The sequence below is a fragment of the Brachybacterium sp. Marseille-Q7125 genome (assembly GCF_023062615.1).
GTDB lineage: Bacteria > Actinomycetota > Actinomycetes > Actinomycetales > Dermabacteraceae > Brachybacterium.
In genome coordinates, this window is record NZ_JALLAL010000032.1 from 14,135 (window position 1) to 38,107 (window position 23,973).

21 protein-coding genes are annotated in these 23,973 nt (G+C 70.7%); 7 read left to right on the forward strand and 14 right to left on the reverse strand.

Annotated features, from left to right (window positions below):
- Positions 1–54 precede the first annotated feature (54 nt).
- Genes MU407_RS09185 through MU407_RS09195 form a run of 3 tightly spaced genes read right to left on the reverse strand, consistent with a single transcriptional unit; the run spans position 55 to position 3,205 of the window.
- Positions 55–990 carry a carbohydrate ABC transporter permease gene (locus MU407_RS09185; RefSeq protein ID WP_246956832.1) on the reverse strand — a complete coding sequence of 312 codons (936 nt, stop codon included), beginning with the start codon at positions 988–990 and terminating at the stop codon, positions 55–57.
- On the reverse strand, positions 987–1,871 hold the full coding sequence (locus tag MU407_RS09190; protein ID WP_246956834.1) for a sugar ABC transporter permease: 885 nt from the start codon (positions 1,869–1,871) through the stop codon (positions 987–989). The genes MU407_RS09185 and MU407_RS09190 overlap by 4 nt, the downstream gene beginning before the upstream one ends.
- On the reverse strand, positions 1,868–3,205 hold the full coding sequence (locus tag MU407_RS09195; RefSeq protein ID WP_102236866.1) for an extracellular solute-binding protein: 1,338 nt from the start codon (positions 3,203–3,205) through the stop codon (positions 1,868–1,870). Before MU407_RS09195 ends, MU407_RS09190 begins: the two co-directional genes overlap by 4 nt.
- A gap of 272 nt (positions 3,206–3,477) precedes the next feature.
- Between MU407_RS09195 and MU407_RS09200 the strand changes: the two genes are divergently transcribed.
- Positions 3,478–5,034 carry a carboxypeptidase gene (locus MU407_RS09200; protein ID WP_246956835.1) on the forward strand — a complete coding sequence of 519 codons (1,557 nt, stop codon included), beginning with the start codon at positions 3,478–3,480 and terminating at the stop codon, positions 5,032–5,034.
- Between the two features lie 9 nt (positions 5,035–5,043).
- On the opposite strand, the gene MU407_RS09205 is transcribed toward MU407_RS09200, so the two are convergent.
- Positions 5,044–6,306 (reverse strand): phospholipase D-like domain-containing protein, encoded by a 1,263-nt coding sequence (locus MU407_RS09205; protein ID WP_246956836.1) that lies wholly within the window; start codon positions 6,304–6,306, stop codon positions 5,044–5,046.
- A 248-nt stretch (positions 6,307–6,554) separates the two neighbouring features.
- Between MU407_RS09205 and MU407_RS09210 the strand changes: the two genes are divergently transcribed.
- On the forward strand, positions 6,555–8,057 hold the full coding sequence (locus tag MU407_RS09210; RefSeq protein ID WP_246956837.1) for an NAD-dependent succinate-semialdehyde dehydrogenase: 1,503 nt from the start codon (positions 6,555–6,557) through the stop codon (positions 8,055–8,057).
- 73 nt (positions 8,058–8,130) lie between these two features.
- Here the strand turns inward: MU407_RS09210 and MU407_RS09215 are convergent, their stop codons facing one another.
- From MU407_RS09215 to MU407_RS09225, 3 genes are read right to left on the reverse strand one after another with little or no spacing between them, the layout of a single operon-like run.
- A complete protein-coding gene (locus MU407_RS09215; RefSeq protein ID WP_246956838.1) occupies positions 8,131–8,979 on the reverse strand; it encodes an aldo/keto reductase in 849 nt (282 codons plus the stop codon).
- 59 nt (positions 8,980–9,038) lie between these two features.
- Entirely contained in the window at positions 9,039–9,506 is a 468-nt protein-coding gene (locus MU407_RS09220) for an NUDIX domain-containing protein (RefSeq protein ID WP_102236861.1), read from the reverse strand.
- A complete protein-coding gene (locus MU407_RS09225) occupies positions 9,503–9,997 on the reverse strand; it encodes a PTS sugar transporter subunit IIA (RefSeq protein ID WP_246956839.1) in 495 nt (164 codons plus the stop codon). The genes MU407_RS09220 and MU407_RS09225 overlap by 4 nt, the downstream gene beginning before the upstream one ends.
- Before the next feature lie 127 nt (positions 9,998–10,124).
- On the opposite strand from MU407_RS09225, the gene MU407_RS09230 reads away from it, so the two are divergent.
- Positions 10,125–11,081, forward strand: a complete 957-nt coding sequence (locus MU407_RS09230; protein ID WP_246956840.1) for a sugar-binding domain-containing protein — start codon at positions 10,125–10,127, stop codon at positions 11,079–11,081.
- A 14-nt stretch (positions 11,082–11,095) separates the two neighbouring features.
- On the opposite strand, the gene MU407_RS09235 is transcribed toward MU407_RS09230, so the two are convergent.
- The 5 genes from MU407_RS09235 to MU407_RS09255 form a co-directional block, all read right to left on the reverse strand.
- Positions 11,096–11,986, reverse strand: coding sequence for an aminotransferase class IV (locus MU407_RS09235; RefSeq protein WP_246956842.1), 891 nt, complete (start codon positions 11,984–11,986; stop codon positions 11,096–11,098).
- A gap of 117 nt (positions 11,987–12,103) precedes the next feature.
- Positions 12,104–13,339: a hypothetical protein gene (locus tag MU407_RS09240; RefSeq protein ID WP_246956843.1), complete on the reverse strand. Its 1,236-nt coding sequence runs from the start codon at positions 13,337–13,339 to the stop codon at positions 12,104–12,106.
- Between the two features lie 197 nt (positions 13,340–13,536).
- Positions 13,537–14,037: a hypothetical protein gene (locus MU407_RS09245; protein ID WP_102236856.1), complete on the reverse strand. Its 501-nt coding sequence runs from the start codon at positions 14,035–14,037 to the stop codon at positions 13,537–13,539.
- Positions 14,038–14,069: 32 nt separating this feature from the next.
- Positions 14,070–15,365: a DNA/RNA non-specific endonuclease gene (locus tag MU407_RS09250; protein WP_246956844.1), complete on the reverse strand. Its 1,296-nt coding sequence runs from the start codon at positions 15,363–15,365 to the stop codon at positions 14,070–14,072.
- A gap of 172 nt (positions 15,366–15,537) precedes the next feature.
- Positions 15,538–16,335 (reverse strand): hypothetical protein, encoded by a 798-nt coding sequence (locus MU407_RS09255; RefSeq protein ID WP_246956845.1) that lies wholly within the window; start codon positions 16,333–16,335, stop codon positions 15,538–15,540.
- Between the two features lie 111 nt (positions 16,336–16,446).
- Here MU407_RS09255 and MU407_RS09260 point away from each other — a divergent pair, with 111 nt between their 5' ends.
- From MU407_RS09260 to MU407_RS09270, 3 genes are all read left to right on the forward strand, one after another.
- On the forward strand, positions 16,447–17,940 hold the full coding sequence (locus tag MU407_RS09260; protein ID WP_246956846.1) for a glutamate--cysteine ligase: 1,494 nt from the start codon (positions 16,447–16,449) through the stop codon (positions 17,938–17,940).
- A 179-nt stretch (positions 17,941–18,119) separates the two neighbouring features.
- Positions 18,120–18,791, forward strand: a complete 672-nt coding sequence (locus tag MU407_RS09265) for a hypothetical protein (protein WP_246956847.1) — start codon at positions 18,120–18,122, stop codon at positions 18,789–18,791.
- A 149-nt stretch (positions 18,792–18,940) separates the two neighbouring features.
- On the forward strand, positions 18,941–19,567 hold the full coding sequence (locus MU407_RS09270; RefSeq protein WP_246956848.1) for a hypothetical protein: 627 nt from the start codon (positions 18,941–18,943) through the stop codon (positions 19,565–19,567).
- 287 nt (positions 19,568–19,854) lie between these two features.
- Here the strand turns inward: MU407_RS09270 and MU407_RS09275 are convergent, their stop codons facing one another.
- The gene (locus MU407_RS09275) at positions 19,855–20,652 is read right to left on the reverse strand and encodes a hypothetical protein (protein ID WP_246956850.1); all 798 of its coding nucleotides are present in this window, start codon (positions 20,650–20,652) and stop codon (positions 19,855–19,857) included.
- A 148-nt stretch (positions 20,653–20,800) separates the two neighbouring features.
- Between MU407_RS09275 and MU407_RS09280 the strand changes: the two genes are divergently transcribed.
- On the forward strand, positions 20,801–21,331 hold the full coding sequence (locus MU407_RS09280) for a hypothetical protein (RefSeq protein ID WP_102236848.1): 531 nt from the start codon (positions 20,801–20,803) through the stop codon (positions 21,329–21,331).
- A gap of 104 nt (positions 21,332–21,435) precedes the next feature.
- Here the strand turns inward: MU407_RS09280 and MU407_RS09285 are convergent, their stop codons facing one another.
- Positions 21,436–23,895, reverse strand: coding sequence for a lamin tail domain-containing protein (locus tag MU407_RS09285; RefSeq protein ID WP_246956851.1), 2,460 nt, complete (start codon positions 23,893–23,895; stop codon positions 21,436–21,438).
- Between the last annotated feature and the right edge of the window lie 78 nt (positions 23,896–23,973).

The following is a 23,973-nucleotide window of genomic DNA, read 5'->3' on the forward strand; positions in this document are numbered from 1 at the left end:
GCGAGGGCGGCGTGAGGGCGGCGTGAGGGCGCGACCGCTCGCCACGCCGCCCGCTCAGCCCTTGACGGAGCCTTCGGTGAGGCCGCCCTTCCAGAAGCGCTGCAGCACCAGGATGAGGATCGCCAGCGGGATCACCGACAGCAGCGCACCCGTGGTGGTCAGCTGGAAGAACTCCGGCAGCCGGTCGGTCTGCGCCCGCCAGTTGTCCAGACCAAGAGTGATCGGGTACAGCCGCTCATCGGCCAGCATCACCAGCGGCAGCATGTAGTTGTTCCAGATCGCGACGAACTGGAACAGCAAGATGGTCACCAGCGCCGGCACCAGCTGCGGCAGGGCAATGCGATGGAAGATCCCCAGCTCCCCCACGCCGTCCAGGCGCCCCGCCTCGAGCATCTCGTCCGGCACCGCGGCCGAGGAGTAGATCGAGGAGAGGAACAACCCGAAGGGGCTCACGAGCGAGGGGATGAGGACCGACAGGTAGCTGTTGGTCAGCCCCAGGCTGGAGAACAGGAAGAACAGCGGCAGCGCCACCGCGGTGCCGGGCACCAGCACGCCCCCGAGAACGAAGGCGTACACGAAGCGCCGACCGGGGAAGCTGTACTTCGCCAGCGCGTACCCGGCGGCGGTCGCGAAGTAGGTGGCGATCACCGAGCCGAGCCCCGCGTAGATCATCGAGTTCACGGCCCAGCGCGGGAAGATCCCCCCGTTCGCGGTGAACACGGCCTTGAGGTTCTCCCCCAGCACGAAGCTGTTGCCGAGCCAGAAGCCGCTGGTGCCGAAGAGGTCCTCGGTGGTCTTGGTGGCGTTGATGATCACCCAGTAGACGGGCACCAGGAAGTAGATCGCCACGATCGCCAGCACGGCGGTCACGATGATCGTCGTTGCCGGATTGCGGCCGGCGTCCCGTGCTCCGGAGCGGTGGTCCTCGCGGGCCTTCACGGGTCGATGGGTCTTCGCGGTCGGGGTCGAGGTGTTCGCGGTGGTGCTCATCGGCGCTTCTCCAACCAGTTCGAGACGCCCAGCGCGATCGCCGACAGGCAGAAAGCAGAGACCGCGATGATCACGGACTGCGCGGCCGCCATGCCGATGTCGTTGTACTGGAACGCAAAGGCGTAGGCGGACATGTTCGGGGTGTACTCCGAGGTGATGCCCGCGCTCATGGTCTGCAGCAGCCGCGGCTCCGCGAACAGCTGCAGGGTGCCGATGATCGAGAAGATGACCGTCAGCATGACGGCCGGGCGGATCAGCGGCAGCTGGATGGACCAGGCCACCCGGAAGGAGCCGGCGCCGTCCACCTTCGCGGCCTCGTAGAGGTCACCGGGGATGGACTTCAGCTGAGCGATGATGATCAGCATGTTGTAGCCGGTGTATGTCCAGGTCACGATGTTCGCGATCGACCACAGCACCATGTTCGGCGCCAGGAAGTCCACCTGGAGCCCCATCCACCCCAGCACGTCCACGATGGGGCTCAGACCCGGGATGTACAGGAACGACCACAGGATCGTCGCGATCACGCCGGGGATCCCGTACGGCAGGAAGTACGCGGAGCGGAAGAACCCGGGCCACTTCGCCGCCGCGCTCTCCAGCAGCAGCGCGAGGATCACCGCGGCGATGATCATGACCGACACCTGCACCACGCCGAACAGGATCATCCGCCCGATGGAGGTGATGAAGTTGATGTTGGTGAGCGCGGCGACGTAGTTGTCGAATCCGGCGAACATGCTCTCCACACCCTGCTCACCGAGCAGGCCGGAGCGCTCCACACGCGTGAAGCTGTAGCCGATCGCCATGATGATCGGCACCACCATGGTGCCGATGAACAGCAGCAGGAAGGGCGCCATCAGCACCCACGGGGCGTATCGCGCCTTCATCGTGCCTCCTCCGCGTTCAGGCCCATCGTCTGCATGATCTCGACGATCTCCTTCTGCGCATCGGCGAACATGTCCGCCAACGGCACCTCGCCGGTGACCGCGCGGGTCATGCCGTCGCCGATGATGGCCTGGGCGCGCTGCATGAGCGGTGCCCACGTCCAGTCGAGGTTCTGCCCGTCGGCCATCGGCTTGATGACGTCCTCGTTGTAGTTCTGTCCGGAGTAGAACTCGCTGGGCTGCTCGCGCACCTCGCCGATGTAGTCCTTCGCAGGCGACCAGCCGATGCCGGAGAACTCGATCATCGCGTCGATACCAGCGGGGTCGGTGCACATCCAGGTGCAGAACTCGAGCGCCTCCGCGGGGTGCTCGCTGTTCACGGAGATCGCCGCAGCCGAGCCGCCATGGCCGCCGGAGGCGTAGCCGTCGGGCCAGGTGGGCATGGGGGCCACTGCCCATCGGCCCTCGCCGTTCGGGACGGTGGCGATCAGGGCGTCGGACCACGAGCCCGAGATCGAGGAAAGCACCTTGTCCTCGCCGGCGGCGGCATTCCACGGAGTGGACATCGCGCCGTAGCCGGTCCCCACGAGCTTCTCGGCGAGGATGCGGTCCCAAAACTCAGCCACCCGCATCGAGGCGTCGTCGGTCATGTTCACGATCCAGCCGTCATCTTCGGTCTGGAACCATCGGGCACCGGACTGCATCACCCAGGCGATGGGGTGGGAGCCGTCGGAGGGGTCCAGGGTCATGAGCGTGGCGCCCTGCTCCCGCACGGCGCCTGCGGTCTCGTAGAACTCGTCCCAGGTGGCGGGGGGCTTCAGCCCCATCTCGCCCTCGAGCACCTCGCGGTTGTAGAACATCGCGACGGGCCCGGTGTCCTGCGGGATGCCCCAGGTGTTCTCCCCGACCTGCGCCTGGGTGAGTGCGCCGGGATCGTAGAGATCCGCCGTGGCCTCGAAGTCATAGCGGGTGAGGTTCACAAGGGAGCCGGCAAGGGCGAACTCGGGGATCTGCCGCAGCTCGATCTGCATGATATCGGGCCCGCCGCCGGCGGCGATCGCGGAGAGGATCTTCGCGTAGCCGCCGGTGTTGCCGCCGGGGATCCAGGTGGCGTCCACGTGAATGCGGTCCTGGGAGTCATTGAAGACGTCCGCGACCTTCTGCAGGTCCTTCAGCCAGGCCCAGTAGGTCAGGTGGACTTTGCCGTCGGCCGGCGGGATGGTGGGCCGGGAGTTCGCATCTCCTGTGTTCGGCGGCGCGCAGGCCGCGAGGCCGGTGGCCAAGGCGGCACCCCCGGCGCCCCACAGCGCACTGCGTCGGGTCAGGCGTGGCGTCATCGCTCTCCTTCTCCTTGAAGCCGAGTCCGCGCTCGCGGGACTCGGGGCCGATGGGCCCCCGCATGTGGGGTTCCCCCGTCGGAACCGGCTCCGCCCGGGTGCGGACACCCGGATCGTGAACGTTCCCAGGATGACACGAGGACGGCTCTGGCGCCAGCGGAGAGCCGATGGGCGCCGGGCGGACCGGGGTCCTGAGGCCCGGCGGACCGCGACTGCGCACGCTGGCGTGTAGCGTCGGCTGCGACCCGTCCCCCGCCGCGAAGGAGCCCCGCGTGAGCACCGAGCCCGCCACCCCCGAGACCCCGTCGGCCCCAAGCCCGACCAGCACCGACGCTCCCGCTGCGTCGAAGGGCCCCGAGGACCACCTGGTCACCACCGTGCACACGCTTGAGCTGCCGGACGGCCCCCTGGACTACACGGCGACCGCCGGCACCGTGGTGCTGCGGGAGGAGCCCGAGGGTGAGAAGTACGGGCGCGGCGCGGCCTACGCGGAGCTGTTCTCCGTCTCCTACGTGAAGCAGGGTGCCGATCCGGCCGAGCGCCCGGTGATGTTCGCGTTCAACGGCGGGCCGGGCGCCTCGACGGTGTGGCTGCACCTGGGGCTGCTGGGGCCCCGGCGCGTGATCTCCGGGGATGCGGGCGCACCCGCGGCGCCTCCGCATCGGCTGGTGGACAATCACGAGACAATCCTGCGCGATGCGGACCTCGTGGTGGTCGATGCGATGACCACCGGCTATTCCCGTCCAGCGCCCGGGCAGAAGCCGGATCGGCACCACGGGCTCATCGCGGACCGGGACCTCATCGCGAGCTTCATCATCGACTGGCTGACCCGCCACCAGCGCTGGACCTCCCCGATCCACCTGGCCGGGGAGTCCTACGGCACCACGCGCGCCTCCGCCGTGGCCGCGCGCCTCATGGACCGCTACTACGTCGCCGTCGCCGGCGTCGTGCTGATCTCCCCGGTGCTGGACTTCGGGTCGATCGACTTCTCCGCCGGGAACGACCGGCCCTACATCCACTACCTGCCCACCTATGCGGCGATCGCCCACGCGCACGGCAAGCATGAGGAGCGGATGCTGCAGGACGTGGTCGATGAGGCGGAGGCCTTCGCCGAGCAGGAGTACCCGGCGCTGCTCGCGGCCGGGCGGCGCCTGGGGATCAGCCAGCGGCAGGAGGCAGCAGCGCGGATCGGCGCGCTGATCGGCGTGGACCCCGACTGGGTGGAGCGCGCCGACCTGCGCGTGGAGCACATGGCCTTCCTCGCCGAGCTGCTGCGCGATCAGGGGCTGATCACCGGACGGATCGACGGGCGGTTCACCGCGCCGATGGGGGCCGGGAACGCGGCACAGATGGAGACCGACCCCTCGATCGACCAGCTCGCCCCCTCCTACACAGCGACGATCAACCAGTACCTGCGCACCGAGCTCGAGTTCACGACCGATGTGGTCTACGAGATCATGTCCGGCCGCGTGCACCCGTGGAGCTACAAGGAGTTCCAGAACCGCTCCGTGGAGGTCGCCTCGGACCTCTCCCGCCTGCTGCGCACGTCCCCGCACACGCGGGTGCTCGTGGGGCATGGCTACCACGATGCGGCCACGCCCTTCCACGCCAGCGAGCATGTGCTCGCGCAGCTGGCGATCCCACAGGAGGACTACGCCGAGCGGATCCGCGTGGAGTACTACGAGGCCGGGCACATGATGTACTGCCACGAGCCGAGCCGCCTCGCGCAGTCGCAGCACCTGCGAGAGTTCGTCACCGGCACGGACGGCGGCGCTGATGGCAGCGCTACCGACGAGAGCACCACCGACGGCGGCGACACGCAGGGCTGAGCCGGCTCCTCACAGGAAGGGCCGCAGCGGCACCAGCGCCTTCTCCGCCACCCGAGCCATGAGATGCCTCTCCTTCCAGTGCGGGGAGGTGAGGATCTCGCTGTGCTCGGAATCGGCCTCGAAGATCTGCTCCATCGTGCGTGCGAAGCTCCCGTCGATGATCTCCACGTTCGTCTCGTAGTTGAAGGACAGGGAGAGACGGTCGATGTTCGCCGTGCCCACCGTGGACCAGATCCCGTCCACGGTGGCGGTCTTCGCGTGGATCATCGCCGCGTCGTACAGCAGGATCGTCACCCCTGACTCCAGCAGTTCCGCGTAGAAGCCGCGGGCGGCGAAGTCCGCCACGATGTGGTTGGACTTCTTGGGGACCATCACCCGCACGTCCACCCCGCGCCGGGCCGCGGCCTGCAGCCCGCACAGAATCTGCTGGTCAGGGATGAAGTACGGGGTGGTGATAAAGATGCGGTGCTGGGCCCGCTCGATCGCGGAGAGGTACAGCTGCCGGATGGGGTACACCAGTTGGGTGGGCAGGTTCGCCGCCACCCGCACCGTCGGATCCCAGTCCTCCGGCGGGATCCACGGAACATCCTCATCATCGGGGCTCGCGTCATTCCACAGCCGCGTCATGGCGTGGCGCAGCCCCCACACCCCGGCCTCGATCTGACGCACATGCGTGTCCCGCCACTGCTTGGCATAGGTGTCGCCGATGTTGTACCCGCCCACGAAGGCGATCCGGTCATCGACCACCAGGATCTTGGAGTGGTTGAACCCGGTGTGGCGCAGCAGTCCCCGCCAGTAGGGGCGCGCGAAGGCCGGGAGGCGCCGCACCTTCACCGTGTCCGAGAAGCCCCGGTAGAACGACGGCGGCACCACGAGGTTGCCGAAGCCGTCATAGGCGACCCGCACATCCACCCCGCGTTCGCCCGCCCGGTTCACGGCATCCATGAACCGCTGGCCCACGGAATCGCCCTTCCAGATGAACGTCTCCAGCAGCACCGACTCCTCCGCGGCGTCGATCGCCGCGATCATGTCGTCGTACACGGTGTCCCCGGAGGTGTAGACCGTCAGGTGCGATCCGCGCACCGTGGTCTCGAAGGTGCCCGGGTGCGGCGCCTCGCGCGTCTTGCGCTTCAGGTTCTGGATCTCATCGATCACGATGAGAGCCGTGGCCGCCACGAGCGGCGGGGCAGCCACCGCGGCCGCTCCGATCATCGCCAGGCGCCGCAGCGGGCGCTCCCCGGTGATGGCGCGGACTCGAGTCAGGATGCTCATGAGCACAGGGTATGCGGCCGCGCCCGTCCCTCGCGAGCGCGCCGGAGCACCCGCAGTCGCGGAAACGGCGGGATACCGTCGACGGGACGACGCCCTGATCGACCACAGCCTTGATCGACCGCAGTGATGATCGATCACGACCCTGATCGACTGCAGCGGTGAACGACCACAGCCTTGCTCGACTGCATCTGCCAGGTGATCCTGGTCATCGACCACGATGTCACCTGCGATCTGATGGAGGAGTTCCGATGACCCCGGCCGACACCACCCAGTCCGCGCGCATCGCCGCCCTGCTCGAGGCGGTGCCTCGCAGCTCCTTCGTCGACGGCGCCTTCCTGGGCGGCAGCGCGGGTCTGGAGGTGCTCGACCCGGCCACCGGTCAGGCCCTCACCAGCGTGGTCGATGCGGATGCCGCCGTCGTCGGCACCCTGGCGCTGGACGCTGCCGTGGCAGCGCAGGAGGACTGGGCGCGCACCCTCCCGCGGGAGCGCTCGCAGATCCTGCACCGTGCGTACGAGCTGTGCCATGAGCGCGCCGAGGATCTCGCCCTGCTCATGACCCTCGAGATGGGCAAGCCGCTGGCCGAAGCTCGCGGTGAAGTGACCTACGGCGCGGAGTTCCTGCGCTGGTTCGCCGAGCAGGCGGTGCGCCTGCCCGGCTCGTTCCGCATCGCCCCCGCCGCCGCCGAAGCCATCCTCACCACGAGCCGCCCCGTCGGACCGGTGCTCGCGATCACGCCATGGAACTTCCCGCTGTCGATGGGGACGCGGAAGATCGGCCCGGCGCTCGCTGCCGGGTGCACGGTGGTGCTCAAACCCGCCTCCGCCACGCCGCTGACGTCCCTGGTGCTGATGGAGATCCTGCGGGATGCGGGGGTGCCCGACGGGGTGGTGAACTGCGTGGTGACCTCGAATTCCCGCGGCCTGTCCGCCACGCTGATGGCCGATGCACGGCTCCGCAAGGTCTCCTTCACCGGCTCCACCGCGGTGGGCCGCACCCTGCTGGCCCAGGCTTCGGAGCATGTGCTGCGCTCCTCGATGGAGCTGGGTGGCAACGCCCCGTTCCTCGTGCTGCCGAGCGCCGAGATGGACACCGCAATCGCCGCGGCGATGCCCGCGAAGTTCCGCAACAACGGCGAGGCCTGCACGGCCGCGAACCGTTTCTACGTCCATTCCTCGCGCGCCGAGGAGTTCACGACGCGGCTGCGTGAGGCCACTGAGGATCTGGTGCTGGGGCCGGGCATTGATCCGGCGAGCACCATCGGCCCCCTCATCGACGCCGCGGCGCTGAAGACCGTGGAGGAGCTCGTGGCCGATGCCGTGGAGCGTGGCGCACGTGTGCTCACCGGCGGCCGCCGCGCCACGGCCGAGGAGCTGCCGGCCGGCTGCGCGGACGGCTTCTACTATCTGCCGACGGTGCTGGCCGATGTCCCGGCCGATGCGCGCCTGACCCGCGAGGAGATCTTCGGGCCGGTCGCTCCCGTGATCGTCCTGGACGAGGTGGAGGAGATGATCCGGGCTGCGAACCACACCGAGTTCGGGCTCATGAGCTATGTGGTCGGGGCGGACCTCGCCGAGGTCACCGCCGTGGCCCAGCGCATCGAGTCCGGGATGGTGGCGGTGAACCTGGGTGTCGCCTCGGACCCGTCGGCCCCCTTCGGCGGTGTGAAGGAGTCGGGGCTCGGCCGCGAAGGAGGGCCGACGGGCATCGAGGAGTACCTGGAGACCACCTACGTGCGCCTGCCGCTATGAGCCGTACGCCTGCCGCTCTGGGCAGAGCGTCAGCGGCTGTGAGCTCGGCGCTGTAGGGCCTCCGGGGTGGGGCTCAGGCCCCCTGGTAGCCGGAGAAGTGGTCCGGGTGCCCGCCGCGGCGGCCGTCCTCACCCTTGTCCAGCGCGTCGATCGCCGCGATCTCCTCCGCGGTGAGCTGCAGCTCGAGGGAGGCGAGGTTCGAGGTGATCCGCTCGGGGGTGACGGACTTGGGGATGACCACGTGCCCCTGGGCCAGGTTCCAGGCCAGCATCACCTGGGCCGGGGTGGCGCCATGCGCCTCGGCGATCCCGGTGATGACGGGATCCTCGAGCTCGCCGCCGCCCTGGCCCAGCGGGGACCAGCTCTCGGTGACGATGCCCTTGGAGGCGTGGAACTCGCGCATCTCGTGCTGCGCGAAGTAGGGGTGCAGCTCGATCTGGTTCAGCACCGGCAGCACGCCGGTCTCCTGCTCGAGCATCTCGAGGTCCTGGATGCGGAAGTTCGAGGTGCCGATGGAGCGGATGCGCCCCTGCTCTTGCAGCTCGATGAGGGTCTTCCAGGTCTCCAGCGCCAGACCGTTGGCGGGGGCGGGCCAGTGCACGAGGTACAGGTCCAGCTGCTCCAGGCCCAGGTCCTGCATGGTGCCCTCGAAGCTCTTGAGGGTCTTGTCGCGGCCCTGGTCCTGGTTGGGGACCTTGGAGGTCACGAACACCTCATCGCGCCCCAGACCGGCGCGCTTGAGCGCCTGTCCCACACCGGCCTCGTTCTCGTAGCCGCGGGCGGTGTCGACGTGGCGGTAGCCGGCCTCGAGAGCGGTGACCACCACATCGGCCGCGACATCGTTGGGGACCTGCCAGACGCCGTATCCCAGCTGCGGGATGGAACGGCCGTCGCGGAAGGACACAGCGGGGGTGGTGATCATGATGCTCCTCAGGTCGGTGACGGTCGGATCCGCACCAGGCTATCGGGCGCCGGGAGAACTCACACCCCGGTGACGCCGAGGGACAGCGGGCGCGAGCTGGGATCGGACTGCAGCCACGCCCCCAGCTGCACCGGGTGGATCGGATGCGCGTCGAGCTCATCGAGCGCGATCCAGGCGGTGCCGGCCTGACCGCGATCCGGGGAGGGGCCGAGCCCCGGCTCCTCCCCCTCGGCGAGACCGCACCAGTAGACGGTGTTGACCTGGTGGAAGGGCGGGATCGGGGCGCCGCCGACCATCCGCCGCTCCATCATCACCTCATAGATCAGCGCCACTTGGTGCACCTCCACGAGCGCGCCGATCTCCTCCTCGCATTCGCGCACGAGCGCCTCCGGCTGGGATTCACGATGCTGCTGGCCACCGCCGGGCAGGGCGTACGCCTCCCCGCCGCGGTCATCGACGTAGTGGTTCAGCAGCACCTTCCCGTCGTCGATGATCAGGGCTTTCACGCCCACGCGAGGCTGGCTCATGCGTTCTGCTCCCCCGTCAGATGCTGCTCGGCCAGCGCCCGCAGCGATGCGTCATCGGGGGCTGCGAGCAGCTGCGTCACCAGCTGCTCATCGCGCAGCACACCCATCAGGCGCTGCAGGGCGGCCAGGTGCTCGCGGGCGTCGGTCAGCAGCGGCATCGCGACCAGGCGCACCGCGACCTCCCGGCCCGGCGCGGCCATCTCCCCGAAGGCCACCGGCTGAGCGAGGGTGGCGAGCGCGAGGCCGGGGCGCTGCACATGCTGCGGATCGGCGTGCGGGATCGCGGTGGGGATCGGGGTGGGCAGGCCCGTCGGGTAGGCGGCCTCCCGCTCGGCGAGCGCGCGCGGGAAGTCCGCGGAGACCACGCCGTCGTCCAGCAGCTGGGCGGCGAGGGTCTCCAGGACCTCCGCGCTGCTCGCGGCCTCGCACTGCGCGAGGACGAGGTGCAGGGCGAGGGGGGCGCGGGGCGCGGGGGTGTGCTCGTAGGTCATCGGGCTCGCTTCCGCCGGAGGTGCTCCTTAGATTCTGACACTCACGGAGCGCCGATGCGTACGCTGAGCGCAGCCCGCGCGGCCCGCCCCGGCGCCGCGCGTCATCCCCGTCCCTGCAGGAGGTTCCATGCCCGCGCCTCGCGATTCCGCCGTGATCGTGCGCGCGGCCCGGCTGTACTACGAGCAGGGCTGCTCGCAGACCGAGATCGCCGCGGAGCTCGGGCTGTCGCGCTCGAATGTCTCACGGATCCTCTCGCAGGCGCGCGAGCGCGGGATCGTGGAGATCACGATCCATGATCCCGACGGTCCGCCGCAGCGGGATGCCGCGCTCGAGGCGGCGCTGCGCTCAGCGTTCTCGCTGCAGGCGGTGCAGGTGGTCTCCGCCCCCCGCACCCCCGGGATCGAGGCGGTGGCGCGGGCGGGCGCGACGCTGCTGGAGCAACTGGCGCCACAGGTGGGAAGCATCGGGGCGTCCTGGGGGCAGACGGTGCAGTCCACTGTGGCGGCGCTGCCCGCCCATCGGCTGCGTCCGGCCCCGCGGGTGCTGCCGCTGGTGGGTGGGCACAGCGCCCTGGATGAGCTGGATGCGGGCGAATCGGTGCTGCGGACTCTCGCGGACCGGCTGGGGGCGCGACCGGAGATGCTGTATGCCCCGGCGGTGCTGGAGTCGGGGACGGCCGCGGCGACGCTGCGGGCGGAGTCCTCGATCGGCTCGGTGCTGGAGGCGGCCGCGCAGGTGGAGCTCGCGCTGGTGGGCATCGGCTCGGTGGGCGTGCACTCCTCCTCGCGGATCGTCGAGCTGATGGCGCTGGATGCGGCCGAGCAGGAGCGGTTTTTCGCGCAGCGGCCGGTGGGCGATGTGTGCGGGCGGTTCGTCGATGCCTCCGGGGTGCCGCTCGGGGCGCCGACGGATCAGCGGGTGCTCGCCGTGACGTTCTCCGAGCTGCTGCGCATCCCCCAGGTGCTGGGTGTGGCGGCCGGCGCGGACAAGGCCCCGGGGCTCACGGGGGTGCTGCGTTCCGGGGCGATCCACACCCTCGTGGTGGACACGGAGCTGGCCCGCGCGGTGCTTGCCGGGATCTGAGAAGCGGCGGGCGCTCAGCTGCGCCCGGCGATGGCGTCGCCGATGCGGGCCGTGAGCTCGCGGTCCACCGGCAGCTCGACCTCGTCGAGATGCGTGATGGGGCAGGCGAGACGGCCTGAGGACAGCAGCCAGGCGCCCTGGGACTCCTTCACCTGCGCCGGGGTGAGCAGCTCCTCGGCGCACTGGCGTCCCATCGCCCGTAGCGCATCGAAAGCGCTGGTCACTGAGGTGCCGGGGAGCACGCCGACGCTCACGGGGGTGGTGAGGAAGCGGTCCTCGCGCTGCACCAGGAGCGTGGAGGTGGGGCCTTCGAGGGCGTAGCCGTCGGAGGAGACGAACAGCACCTCCTCGGCGCCGCGGCGCTGGGCCTCGCGCAGCACCGCCATGTTCACGGCGTAGGAGAGGGTTTTCGCGCCCGCGAGCAGCCAGGGGCTGGTTGCCGGGGCGGTCGTGGACAGGCCCCTATCGAGGGTGATCACGCGCAGTCCGGCGCGGGCGGGTGCGTAGTCCTCGGCGGTGCGGGCGTGGATCCAACAGGTGGGCTCATCGGTCCCCTCGACCCCGCGGGTGAGGGACAGGCGCACGGTGAGCTCGCGCACCGGCTCATGGGCGGCGACCGCCGCGTCGAGCGCGGCGGTAAGGACCTCGAGGTCCGGGGCGGGCAGGTCGATCATCGCGGCGGAGCGGGTCAGGCGCTCCAGGTGCGGGCGCACATTCACAAGCGTGCCGTCGAAGGCACCGAGCGTCTCGAACACGCCATCGCCGCGCGTGGCCACGAAATCGGTGACCAGCAGCTGCGGGGAGTCGATCGCAGCCAGGTGGAATGCCTCGGCGCCGTCCGGCGCGGCGCCCATCACCCCCGGCACCATGACGAGGACGTCGGATCGCCGATCGCTGCTGTTCATGACACATCTCCTGCTGCGCGGTCCCCGCCGAAGGGGCTGGAACCAGGGTAGCGCCGGGATATGTGTGCGCCGGGCTGCGCGAGGAGCGACGGCTCAGCGGGACTGGTGGCCGACGGTTCAGCCGCGGCCGATGGCCTCCCCGGCGGACGTGCCGCCACGCTGACCGAAGGCCTCCGAGAGGTAGGCCACGAGCCGCTCGAACATCGTCATGCTCTCGCCGGAGCTTTCGGCGATGAAGCGCCCGCCCAGCGAACCGCCGGTCATGCTCGCACCGTGCTCGAGGCCCTGCGGACCAAGGGTCGTGACCACCGGGGCGGCCTCAGCCTCCCCGCCACCGACCGGCGCGCTCGCGCCACCTCCGCCACCGGAGGCACCGCCGCCCCCACCGGACGCACCGCCGCCTCCGCCGCCACCGGAACCCCCGGCACCGCCGGCATCGGACGCACCCCCGCCGCCACCAGCACCACCGCCGCTGGAGAGCTCGGATCCCGCGCCGCCGAGCGCCCCGGAGCCGATCATGTCTCCGACCCCGCTGCCGATGCCCATCCCGGTCTCGTGATTCAGGCCGGTGCCGATATCGCGCAGCCCCTCCCCCACAGAGCCGACGCCACCGGAGAGCAGCGAGGCGAGGATCCCACCGATCAGCCCGCCGAACACGGTGCCCATCAGCGCACCGAGGAACGCGGCACGGGCCACCGGATTGTTCATCACTGCACGGAGGAGCTCACCGAACGCATCGGCCATCCCGCCGGTGCCCTCGCCGCCCTGCCCCTCGGGGCCGAAGACCGAGGTCAGCGCGTCAGACAGCGCTTCACCCTGCGGGGTGGAGCCGAGCAGCTCGAAGGACTGCTGCAGTGCGCCCTCCCCGACGGCCGCGCCGAGCAGCGCCCCGATACCTGCTTCCACCTGCTCCTGCGGAGTTCCGCCCAGGCCAGCCCCGGCGCCACCGGAACCCGAACCGCCACCAGAGCCCGTGCCGCCGCCTGCACCGCGAGAACCGCCGCCGCCAGAGCCGGAGCCACCGCCGGAACCGGTACCGCCCCCACCACCGGCGCCCCCGCCAGCGCCTCCGGAATCATGCGCACCCAGCGTCGAGGCGCTCTCCTGCTCATCGGCGTGCTCGAGCAGCCGCCGGGCGCGATGCCGCAGCTCCACGCTGCAGTCCTGCAGGCCGGGGCGCACGGCGCCGGACCAGTCGGCGCGGAACCGGTCAGCGTCCTCGCCGAGCCACTCGACGCGGTCGATCAGGCCCGTCAGCAGGGTCTCGAGGTCCTCGACCGCGCCCGAGCGCCGCGCCACGATCTGCGACATGGTGCGCAGCGCCTCGGTATCCGCCCCCCAGAACGCGTTCATCGACCGCCGTCCCCCTTCTGTGCTCGCTGCTGCCTGTCCTGCTGTGCTCCCGCCGGGCCCATCGGCCCGGGTCCCTCGTCATGACCAGCGTAGGGGCGCTGCTCACTGGCGACCATGGGGAGGAGTCCCCATGGACCGCCCCACCCCTGAACCGCCCGGCCCATAGACCGCCCGGCCTCTGGACCGCCCGGCCCCGCTCAGACCTCCGGGAGCATCTCCCGCACCCAGGCCGGCACGCGGTCCGCCCCCACCCGGGAGGCGAGCTGGTAGGCGTAGGCGCGGTCGATCCCGCCCAGGCCATCGAAGCTCCCCGGATCCTCGTCGTAGGTGAAGTCCGTGGACAGGGCGATGCGGTCCGGGTCCTCCGCCGGGCGGCGGAAGTCCAGGCGCACGGAGACAAACGCTTGCTCCTGCTCGGCGGTGGCCTGCTGCAGCGCATCCAGCAGCAGGGTGATCTGGGAATCAGTCGCGAAGGTGGCGTCGCCGCCGCTCGCGGTGCCGTCCCGGTCGGTGATGACGATCCGGCCGGCCCATTCTTCCGCATGCGGGATGAATGCCGCGCCCACCCCGGCCCAGCTCTCGGTGAGGTCCAGGGAGCTCAGCAGCACGGTGGCGAGGTCGCGCAGCAGCTCCCCTTGGCGCTCCATCGGGGATGGGCCCGGCGCGGGTGGTCCGGGGGGCATCGGCTGGTCGGTCATGGCATTCCCTCTCGGCGGTGGATCAGGCGCGCTCAGCGCGGGAAACGGGCACCGTCAGGGTAGTTGGCCAGATGATCGTCCACGATCTTCTCGCCGTCCTCGTGGATGGTCACGTCGTAGCTCTCGGGCACGTACTCCCACGGCGCGGAGCCCTGCTCCGGGCTGACCCCCTTGGGCTGTTCATCGCCCCAGTTCACGCGCGTCTCATAGGAGTAGGACTTCCCGTCGTCCTCGATCCCGTCGGCCATGAGGGTCTCGTAGGTGTAGATGGTGTCCTTGCCGCTGCGGGACTGGTTCACCTCATCCCACTGGCGGGTGTAGTTGATCTCCTCGCGGATGCCGCCCAGCTGGCGGGCCAGCACGTGGCCGGCATTGAACTCGACCGGCTCGGAGGTGCCGTCCCCGGCCATGTCCCACCGCTCGGCGATCTTGGATTGGATGGACTGGGAGCGGGACATATCGCGGTCCACGATGACGTCCGGGACGTACATGTGCTCGGTGCGGCCCAGCTCATCGGTCTGGTAGTACGTGGACTCGTTGACGTGGTACGTCGCGTCGGGGAAGACCTCGCGCAGATTCGGGTTCATCTGCTTGCCGCCGCCGGTGGCCTCGACGTACACCACATCACCGTTGCCATCGGTGTAGTAGGTGCCGTGATCGCCCACGTCATAGCGGGTCTCGGGGTCCAGCTGCAGCGGATTGCCCTCGCTGTCCATGCCGAAGGGGACGTCATCGGCCGACGGGGCGAGCTCGTGGTCGCCATCGACGCGGACCGTGTGCTCCGTGGGCGGGGGCTCGAGCATCATCCCGGTGTCGTCATAGGCGAGCTCGCTCTCGGCGCCCACCGCATCGGAGGCGTCCGCGGCGGAGGCCGCCATGCGCTGCGCCCCGTCGAGCGGGGCGCTTGCGGCCAGCAGCTGGATCTCCCCGAGCTCCATCTCTGTCGCCGCCTCAGCAGCGGTGGCCGCGGCGCCGATCGCGGCTCCTACTGCGCCGCCGAGGGCACGTCCCACGGCACCGATGGCCTCGCCGACTCCCGCCCCGCGGCCGGACTCGCCGCCCGGATCGGAGGTGGCGTCCTGCTCCTCGGCGTGATCCGTCAGCTCGCGGGAGTCCTCGCGCAGCCGCATGGCGCTGCGGTCCAGGTCAGGACGCACCCGCGCGGCCCAGTCGACGCGGAAGGCCTCCGCATCCGGGCCCTGCCAGTCCACGCTCTCGATGAGTGCGGCCAGGCGTACGGCGAGGTCGTCGATGCGCTGGGCACCGCGTTCTACGGTGCCGCCTGCCTGCCGTAGGGACTCGGTATCCGCCCCCAGGAATCCGTTCACGGCCTCTCCCCTGTTGCGCCCGCTCTGCTCCGGCCGCAGCCAACCTATCGGCGGCGCTGTGGGCTGGACATGGGGAGTTCTCCCCATCCGGTACGACAGGGCTCTGGCAGGGCTGCGGGAGGACCCCGGGTGGGCCGACGGGGGGGCGCTCAGCCGTCCTGCAGGGCGATGCTCAGCCGTCCTGCAGGGTGACCACGAGCCCGTCGGCCCCGAAGCGCACATGCAGGGCGAGCGGGTCGCCCGGGGTGTCGGTGTCCATGAGGTCCACGCGGGTGCCGAGCGCGGCGCCGCGCAGATCCCAGATCGCCAGCGCCCCCGCCACCTCGGCCGCATCAGCCACCTGCTCCGCGGAGCAGGGCGCGGCCTGCGGCATGTCCGCGAGCTCGCGCATGCCCAGCAGGGCGGCGAACAGATGCTCATCCATGAACTGCTCGGCGGCGTCGGTGCGGGCGTCGGCGGAGTCCTCGGCGGCGGGGCCGCGCTCGGCCAGGGCCGTGAGGGTCCGCTCGAGGGCGTCCGTGAATCGGTCGAGGTAGGTGGGCAGGTCGGGGGCGGCCAGCTGCAGGGCGAGGTCCTCGCCGATGCCGTACACCGCGCCCGGGGCGCCGTGCTCATCGAGGGTGAGGATCACCGCGGCGTCGGGCGTCTCGTAGAGGGGGTAGAAGCTCGTCGGCTCCCCCAGCAGGGTGTAGGGACCCACATCGGTGCGCTCCTCGATCTGCAGGGTCAGCAGCGGTAGTTCCCGCAGCCTCACCCCGCCCAGCTCATCGGTGAGCTGTTCGAGGGCGGGCGGCGGATCAGCGGCCACCTCCGTCTCGGCGAGGGCCGCGCCGGGGATCATCTGCACATCCTCACCATGCCGCGTGGCGAGGGAGGACAGGCGGTCCAGGACGGGGCGCAGGGATGCGAGCGGCAGGGGCTCGGCGGCGGTGGGCCAGGGCAGGCGCGGGGCGGACATCGGGGTGCTCACGCGCCCAGTGTGCCAGGCGGACCGCTGCTGACCGCAGTGTCAGACGGGCTCGCCGTCGAGGGCGGGGGCGTGTTTGGATGTCCCCGCCCGCCCCGAGCACCTGGAGGTCTGATGGGACGCGAGATCGGCACCACCGAGTACACGAGATCCCAGCGCACCCGATACCGGCGGGACCTCAAGCGCAACCTCGACCTGTTCGAGACGTTCCTGGACACCTCCGAGTTCGTCGACGAGGGCACCGTGGGCGTGGAGCTCGAGATGAACCTCGCCGAGACCGGTTCGATGGATCCCGCGCTCGTGGCGTCGCAGGTGCTCGAGGATCTCGACGATGAGGAGTATGTCCACGAGATCGGTGCCTTCAACCTCGAGGTGAACCTTCCGGTCAGCCACCCCACCGGTCGCGGCATCGCCCAGCTCGAAGAGGATCTGGGGGCCAAGGTCGATCGGGCCGATGACGCCGCGCGGGGGCGCGGGGCCCGGGTGGTGCCCATCGGCCATCTGCCCACCATCACCGAGGACCTGTTTGCGGAGGAGAGCTGGCGCGCCCCCGGCGCTCGCTACCAGGCGCTCGAGAACTCCGTGCTCGAGGCCCGCGGGGAGGAGATCACCCTGCGGATCGAGGGCGAGGGCAAGGGGCTGGATGCGAGCTTCGACTCGATCGCCCCGGAGTCCGCGTGCACCTCGATGCAGCTGCACCTGCAGGTGCCGCCCGAGCAGTTCGCGGCCGCCTGGAACGCGGCCCAGGCGATCGCCGGTCCGCAGGTGGCGCTCGCGGCGAACTCGTCGTTCCTGTTGGGCAAGCGGCTGTGGCACGAGACCCGCATCCCCACCTTCGTGCAGGCCCTGGATACCCGGCCCATCGAGTATGCGACGCAGGGCGTGCGTCCGCGCGTGTGGTTCGGCGAACGCTGGATCACCTCGATGTTCGACCTGTTCGAGGAGAACGTGCGGCTGTTCCCCGCGCTGATCCCGGAGTCGCGGGAGATGACGGAGGAGCCGCTGCTGACCGCAGGGGCGGCGCCGCGGCTGCATGAGCTGATGCTGCACAACGGCACCGTCTGGCGGTGGAATCGGCCGATCTACGACCCGGGGACCGACGTGCCGCATCTGCGGCTGGAGAACCGGCTGCTGCCGGCCGGGCCGACGGCCGCGGACATGGCCGCGAACGCCGCATTCTTCTACGGGCTCGCACACGCACTGGTGCATGAGCGGCGGCCGCTGTGGTCACGGATGAGCTTCGAGCAGGCCGATGAGAACTTCCACCAGTGCGCCCGCTGGGGCCTGGAGGCGCGAATCCGCTGGCCCCGCATGGGCCGCGTGCGCGTGGCGGACCTGCTGCAGGAGAAGCTGATCCCCCAGGCCGTGGAGGGGCTCAAGCACCTGGGCGCGGACCCGGATGTGGTGGACCACTACGGCGGGATCCTCTCCGAACGCGCCCGCACCGGCCGCAACGGTGCCCGCTGGCAGATCGACACCGTCACCACCCTCGAGCTGCGCGGCGCCACCCGCGCGGAGGCACTCGCGGAGATGACCCGCCGCTACCGCGATGCGGTCAGCTCCGGGGCGCCCGTGCACGCCTGGAAGGTCCCGGCCCGCCAGCGGTGAGAGGGCGGCACTGACGCCACTCTGCTGGCCTGACATCCTGGAACTCATCGCCCCGCCAGCCTCAGCCACCACCCCGGAGACCTCATGACCACCAGCCCCACCGCTCCCCGTGCGACCCGACGCACGCTCGCCTGCGCGGCCTCGAGCCTGCACGACGACGCAGCCGGGGCCTGACCACGATGGCCGCTGCTGCGCTGGGGACGCGGCTGCACCGTTTCCGCACCGCCCCTTCGGTGCTCGCGCTGCTGTGGTACCTCTCGCTGGGGCCCCTCGTCATCGCGGTGTCGATCGTTCTGGGGATCTGGCGGGAGCTGCCGTGGATGCTGTGGGCCGAGGTGCCCGTCGGCGGGATCATCGGGATCGTTGCGGTGGCGTTCCTCGCCTGGAGCTGTTCGTCGTTCCTGGACCTGCACGAGCGTGGCGTGGTGGTGGGGCGGTCGTTGCTGGGCGGGGCACCGCGGGAGATGCTGTTCACGGAGATCCATCCCGCGTCGCTGCGCGTGTTCTCCTCGATCGATGACATTCGGCCCTTCCGTGGCACCTCCCGCATGATCAGCAGCGACTGGAACCTCGCCCCCGGGGCCGACCTCGCGGTCACCTTCGTGGGGCCAGATCGGCGCACAGGGCTCGGTCCCATCCCGCGCCCACCGCAGCCGGGGCGCGGGATCGTCATCTTCAGCACCCCGCAGGCGCAGGTGCTCGCCGAGCAGCTGCGCCGCGGCTTGGAAGCCGCGGGCTGCCCGGCCCATCTGGCCCGCTGGTCGCAGCAATTCGGGGTCCAGAAGATCCGGGGCATCGGCGGACGCACGCATGCGCAGATCCCCGGGATGCACGTCGACTGGCACCCCTGAGCCGCTCTCGGCTCCTGCCGGGCTGATCCCACTGTCCGGCACGAGACATCGTCGGCGATGCGCGGCGGGGAGTCCTCCCCATCGCACGGCTGCATGAGGCGGTATAGCGTGTGGCCAGCAGTTCGTTCACATCGCATGGAGGACCCCTCATGAGCAACCCCTACGGGATGCCGCCCACCCCGCCGAAGAAGAGCCGCACTGGCCTGTACATCGGGTTGGCCTGCGGCTGCCTGGCACTGGTGGCGCTGCTCATCGCCGTGATCGGCGGCGGGGTGTGGTTCCTGGGCCAGAGCGGCGGCACGGAGGATCCCACCTCCGGCCCCACCACGAGCGAGGAACCCATTGAGGACCCGACGGACGATCCGACGGACGATCCGACGGACGATCCGATCGATGAGCCCACCGAGGATCCGACCACCGAAGAGTCCGGGATGATGCTGTCGTCCTCGACGCCGCGCACGGCCTCCACCTTCGAGTTCGAGGGCGAGGAGAAGAAGCCTCAGCTGGACACCTTCATCATCCTCGAGCTGACGATCACGAACAATCTGGACGACACCATCGACCTCGCGGACGCCGACTTCGCGTTCTACGACACCTCCGGCAATGACGTGCACGTCAGCTACGTGACCGCTCCGCAGCAGGAGATCCTCCCCGGAGACTCCGTGCCGGTGACTCTGGTGGGGGATGCTGAGAGCGGGGTCACGGTCGCCGAGGTGGAGATGACCGATCCGGTGGGTACCGGCGGCAACCCGGTGAAGGTCCCCGCAGGTTCCTGATCTGCGGTTCCACTCCCGTCCCGGGATTCGCGCCACCGTCCGGGAACGATTTTCAGCAAATCGCCAGGCGCGGCCCAGTGATCTTCGAACTAGCACCGGTTCACTAGTGGCAACGCGTCACCGGAGGAGCCGCTGACGGAGGAGGAGGCGGGCTCCGCTGATCCGGGACGCGGGGGAAAGGGATGGCCCCGGCTCGTGGGGACGAGCCGGGGCACTTTCCTGTTCGGGGCCGGTGTTCGGGGTCGGCCCGGTCAACGCGACGGGACCGGTCAGCGCCGCAGGCCCGGTCAGCGCCGCAGGTCGATGCCGAATACGCGACGGATCTGCGCGACCGCGTGGCGGGTGAAGCGACGGTCCGACGGGGTGGAGGCGAAGGGCACGAACAGCCCCGGATGCTCCGGGTGGGTGACACGGCCATGGGTGGACCCGGCACGGACCACGAACCCCGCCTGCTCCATGCGCTCCAGCAGCTCACGTCGACTTGTGGGATGGCGGGTGCCGCGGCCCCCACGGGCGGAGCGCCCGGCCGCATCCTCCGCGATCGCGAGGCTGCGCTCCACCTCCGTCGGCCGTACCGACAGCGCATAGGCGCGAGAGAACGCGCCGATCACGGCGTTGTCCACGCGCCGCACCTGCACCACGAGGGGGCCGCGCAGGAAGTGGTCGCTGGCCCCGGCATCGGCGCTCCAGGCGTCCTCCGGGTCGGCGACCGTGAGCACCACCTGCTCCCGCTCGAGCGTCTGGATGCCCACCACACGGATCTCACCGTCGTCGATCCGCAGCGGGCGCGGCACCGGCCGCGGATCGTCGGCGTCCAGGGTCACCAGCGCCTCTGAGGGGGCCGATGGAGCGCGGCGCGGCAGCTCGATCGTGCGAGCCCGGCGTCGCGGCAACGGGCCCGACGGGGAGCGCCGCGGCAGCGGGCCCGACGGGGTGGACGGGGCGGGCGCCTTCTCGGGGGTGTTCTGCGGCTCCGCGCTGCCCGGCCGTGGCACGGCGGTGTAGTCGACGGGGGTGACGCGGCGAGCGGGGTCGATGCGGCCGGCGAGATCGCGCGGGCTCGGGCGGGGTGGGGTTGCTGCCATGTGCCTTCCCTCCGCTGCTGTGGCCCTGCCGGTGTCCCCAGCATGGTGGCATGCCCGGGCGCCTGCGTCCGCCGGGCGGTGGCCGAGGGCACCCGGACCAATCGACTACCGTGGGCCCGTTCGCGCCCGTCGACGTGAGGATCTGCCCGTGAGCGCGCTGCCCACTTCCCGTCCCGCCCGTGCCCGCCTGGCCGGCGCACTGTTCGCCCTGACCCTGCTGGGCACCGCCTGCACCGGCGGCGAGGAACCGTCCCCGGCGGAGGATCCCGCCGCAGCCTCAGATGCCGGGGGTGCTTCCGATGCCGGCGGTGAGGCGGACGATACCTCCGATGGCGGCGGGGAGAGCTCGGTCGCCCTGCCGCAGGATCCCTACCCCATCACCCCCGCACCCGAGGACTTCGAGGCACCCGCGGCCTGCTCCGGTGAGGGCGCCTTCTTCGCCTCCGTGGGTGACACCGCAGAGCCCGGCCTGCCCGAACGCGCCGGGGAGACCCTCACGGTGACGGTCGTCGACATCGAGGATGATCGCGCGCTGCTGGAGGCCACCATCGGCGATGGGGAGCCGCGTGAGGTCGAGCCGATCACCCTCGGGGAGACCGTCACGATCGACCTGTGGACCCTGTCGGTGACCAGCGTGTGCGCGGACACCGAGCAGGTCGAGTTCGACCTCATCGACTGAACCGACGGGTCGGCTGAACCGCCTGCATCACTAGAATCGGCTGCACCGCGACGTCACCGATGGCGACTAGCCGCACCGGGGACGCGCCCCGGTGCGGCTGCGGCTCAGGCGCGGCGGGAGCGGCGCACCAGCCAGGTGCCCAGCAGGCCCAGGCCCGCGGCGGCCGCGGCGAGCGCACCCGCCTCCACACCGGTGCGGGCGAGCGGCCGGGCACCGGTCGCGGTGCTGCCGGACGGGCTCGTGCCCGACGGGGCGCTGCCGCCGGTGCCGACTTCGATCACGGCTCCGGACTCGTCATCGGCCGGATCCTCATCGGCCGCATCCTCCTCGCCCGGGGTCTCGTCGTCCGGTTTCTCCTCGCCCGGCTGCTCCTCCTCGGGGGTGCCGCCGGCATCGCAGCGCTCATCCAGCAGGCCGATGCCGCGCAGGTTCGTGCCGTCGGTGTCCGCGTCATCGGCGAACCAGGCCATGCGCACCCCCTCGGTGCACACATCCGTCGGCTCGAGGGCCACGCCCTCGTTCGCGAACTGCTCGGGCATGCCCTCGGCGCGCTCCAGCACCGGACCGGCCTCGACGGTCTTGGCGCCGAGGTTGTACTGCACCGACATGCCCTGCACCGCCTCATCGCCGAAGGCCCACAGGGTGTTGCTGGCCGCGTCGTAGTCCAGCGCCATCAGGCCATCGAGCGGCGAGGGAAGGGTGGCGAGCAGCTCCGCGGACCCATCGGCCTGCAGCGCCAGGGCATACACGTCACCGGTGTCCTCGAGCACCACGAAGGCGTAGGCCTGCGCGGCTGGGACCTCCACCCCCAGGTTCGCCATCGCCTCGGGGCCCACCATCTCGATGCCCTCGAGGCCGCCGTTGGCTGACGTGGTCGGCAGCACCTCGGTGAGGTTCCACTCGGAGACGGCCACGAGCTCCTGCTCGCTGCTGCTCGCATCGAAGGCAAGGATCGTGTTGCGGCTGGTGCCCTTGGTGTCGTTGTCCCGCTCGGCGGAGACGTAGATCAGCCCGTCGGTGCCCACGGAGATGCCCTCCCCGTCGGGCGTGCCGGTGCCGTCGGCGAAGCGGGTGAGCTTGCCGCCGATGGGCCAGCCCTCGCTCTGGCGCCAGATGCCCTCGCCGTCGCGCTCGAGGCGGGAGATCTGCCCGGCGTCATTGTTCACGGCCCACAGCACCTGGGTGCCGTCCTCAAGGATCTGCAGGTCCAGGCCCGACAGGTCCTCACCCCACTCGGAGGGGTCATCGGCCGCGATGACGTTCCCATCGGTGGGCAGCGGAGTGGTCTCGAGGTCACCCTCGCCCGGCCCGCAGTCGTTCTGTGCACCGGGGGTCGCGGCGCCGGAGGGCCCGTAGACGCCGTCGCACAGCGCGTTCGAGGGCAGCACATGCTCGCTCCAGGCGACCTGGCCCAGCAGCTCGCCGCTCGGGTCCTGCAGGCGCACCATGTCCTCGCCGCCCAGACCGAAGCCCAGCTCATCCCCGGTGATCAGGAGGATCTCGCCGGGCTGCAGCACGGTGCCCTCGGGGATCGTGAACACGTGCTCGTCGTCGTCATCGAGGATGCGGTGGCCCGAGAGGTCCACCGGCTGCTCGCCGAGATTGGTGAGCTCCACGAAGTCATCGCCCTTGGAGTTCGTCTCCGTGATGACCACATCGCCGCAGGCGTTCGGGGCGCCTGGGGTCGCCACGTGGCTCATGCCCGCCGTGCCCTCGGGGCCGCACAGCTGCCAGGAGGGGGCGGCGTGCGTGCCCTCCGGCCAGGCCAGACCGTCCATGAGGTAGCCGTTATCGGTGAACAGGCGGGCCTGATCGCCCTTGCCCAGGCCAAAGGGCACGCCGGTGATCTGCAGGATCTCCCCGGGGGCGAGGGTCGTGCCGGCGGGCAGCACGTGCGGGGTCTCGTTGGGGAGGTCCTTCTCATCCAGCAGGTACCAGCCGGAGAGGTCCACCTCGCGGTCGGAGACATTCATGATCTCCACCCAGTCATCCCCCTCGGAGACCGCCTCGGTGACCCGGATGGTGCCGGCATCGGGGTGGTCGCCGGGCGCCTTGGGCGCCTCGTAGGGCCCGGAGTTCTCGGCGCCCTTGGTGGGCTCGGCGGAGGCGACCACCTCGCCGTCGATCCGGATGTACGTGGTGGGGGCGTGCTCGGTCCAGGTGATCTCGTCGATCAGCGTGGTGCCGTCGGCGGCGAACAGGCGGGCCGCATCCTCGCCGCCCAGGCCGAAGTCGAACCCGCCCGGCACGGCCTTCTCGTGGTCGAGCACGAGGAAGGCGCCGGGCTCGATGACGGTCCCGGCGGGGATCTGCCAGGTGCGGTCGTCGTTGTCGTCCTTGAGGTACCAGCCGGAGACGTCCACCGGCTCAGTGCCGGTGTTCTGCAGCTCCACCCAGTCCTCCCCGCCGTCGGGGTCGGAGGACTCCACCTCGGAGATCACCACGTCCGTGTCGGCGGCCTGGGCCGGGGCGGCGCCGACCACCGCGGCGGCCAGCGGCGCGGACAGCGCGCCGGCGATCAGCAGGGCGCCGGCACGGCGCGACAGGGCGGGCAGGGAGCGCATGGGTTCTCCTTCACGGGGGTGGGATGGGCTCTTATACACCGCTGACGCTGCCGACGGTACCTCCGGGGTGAGGCCTCG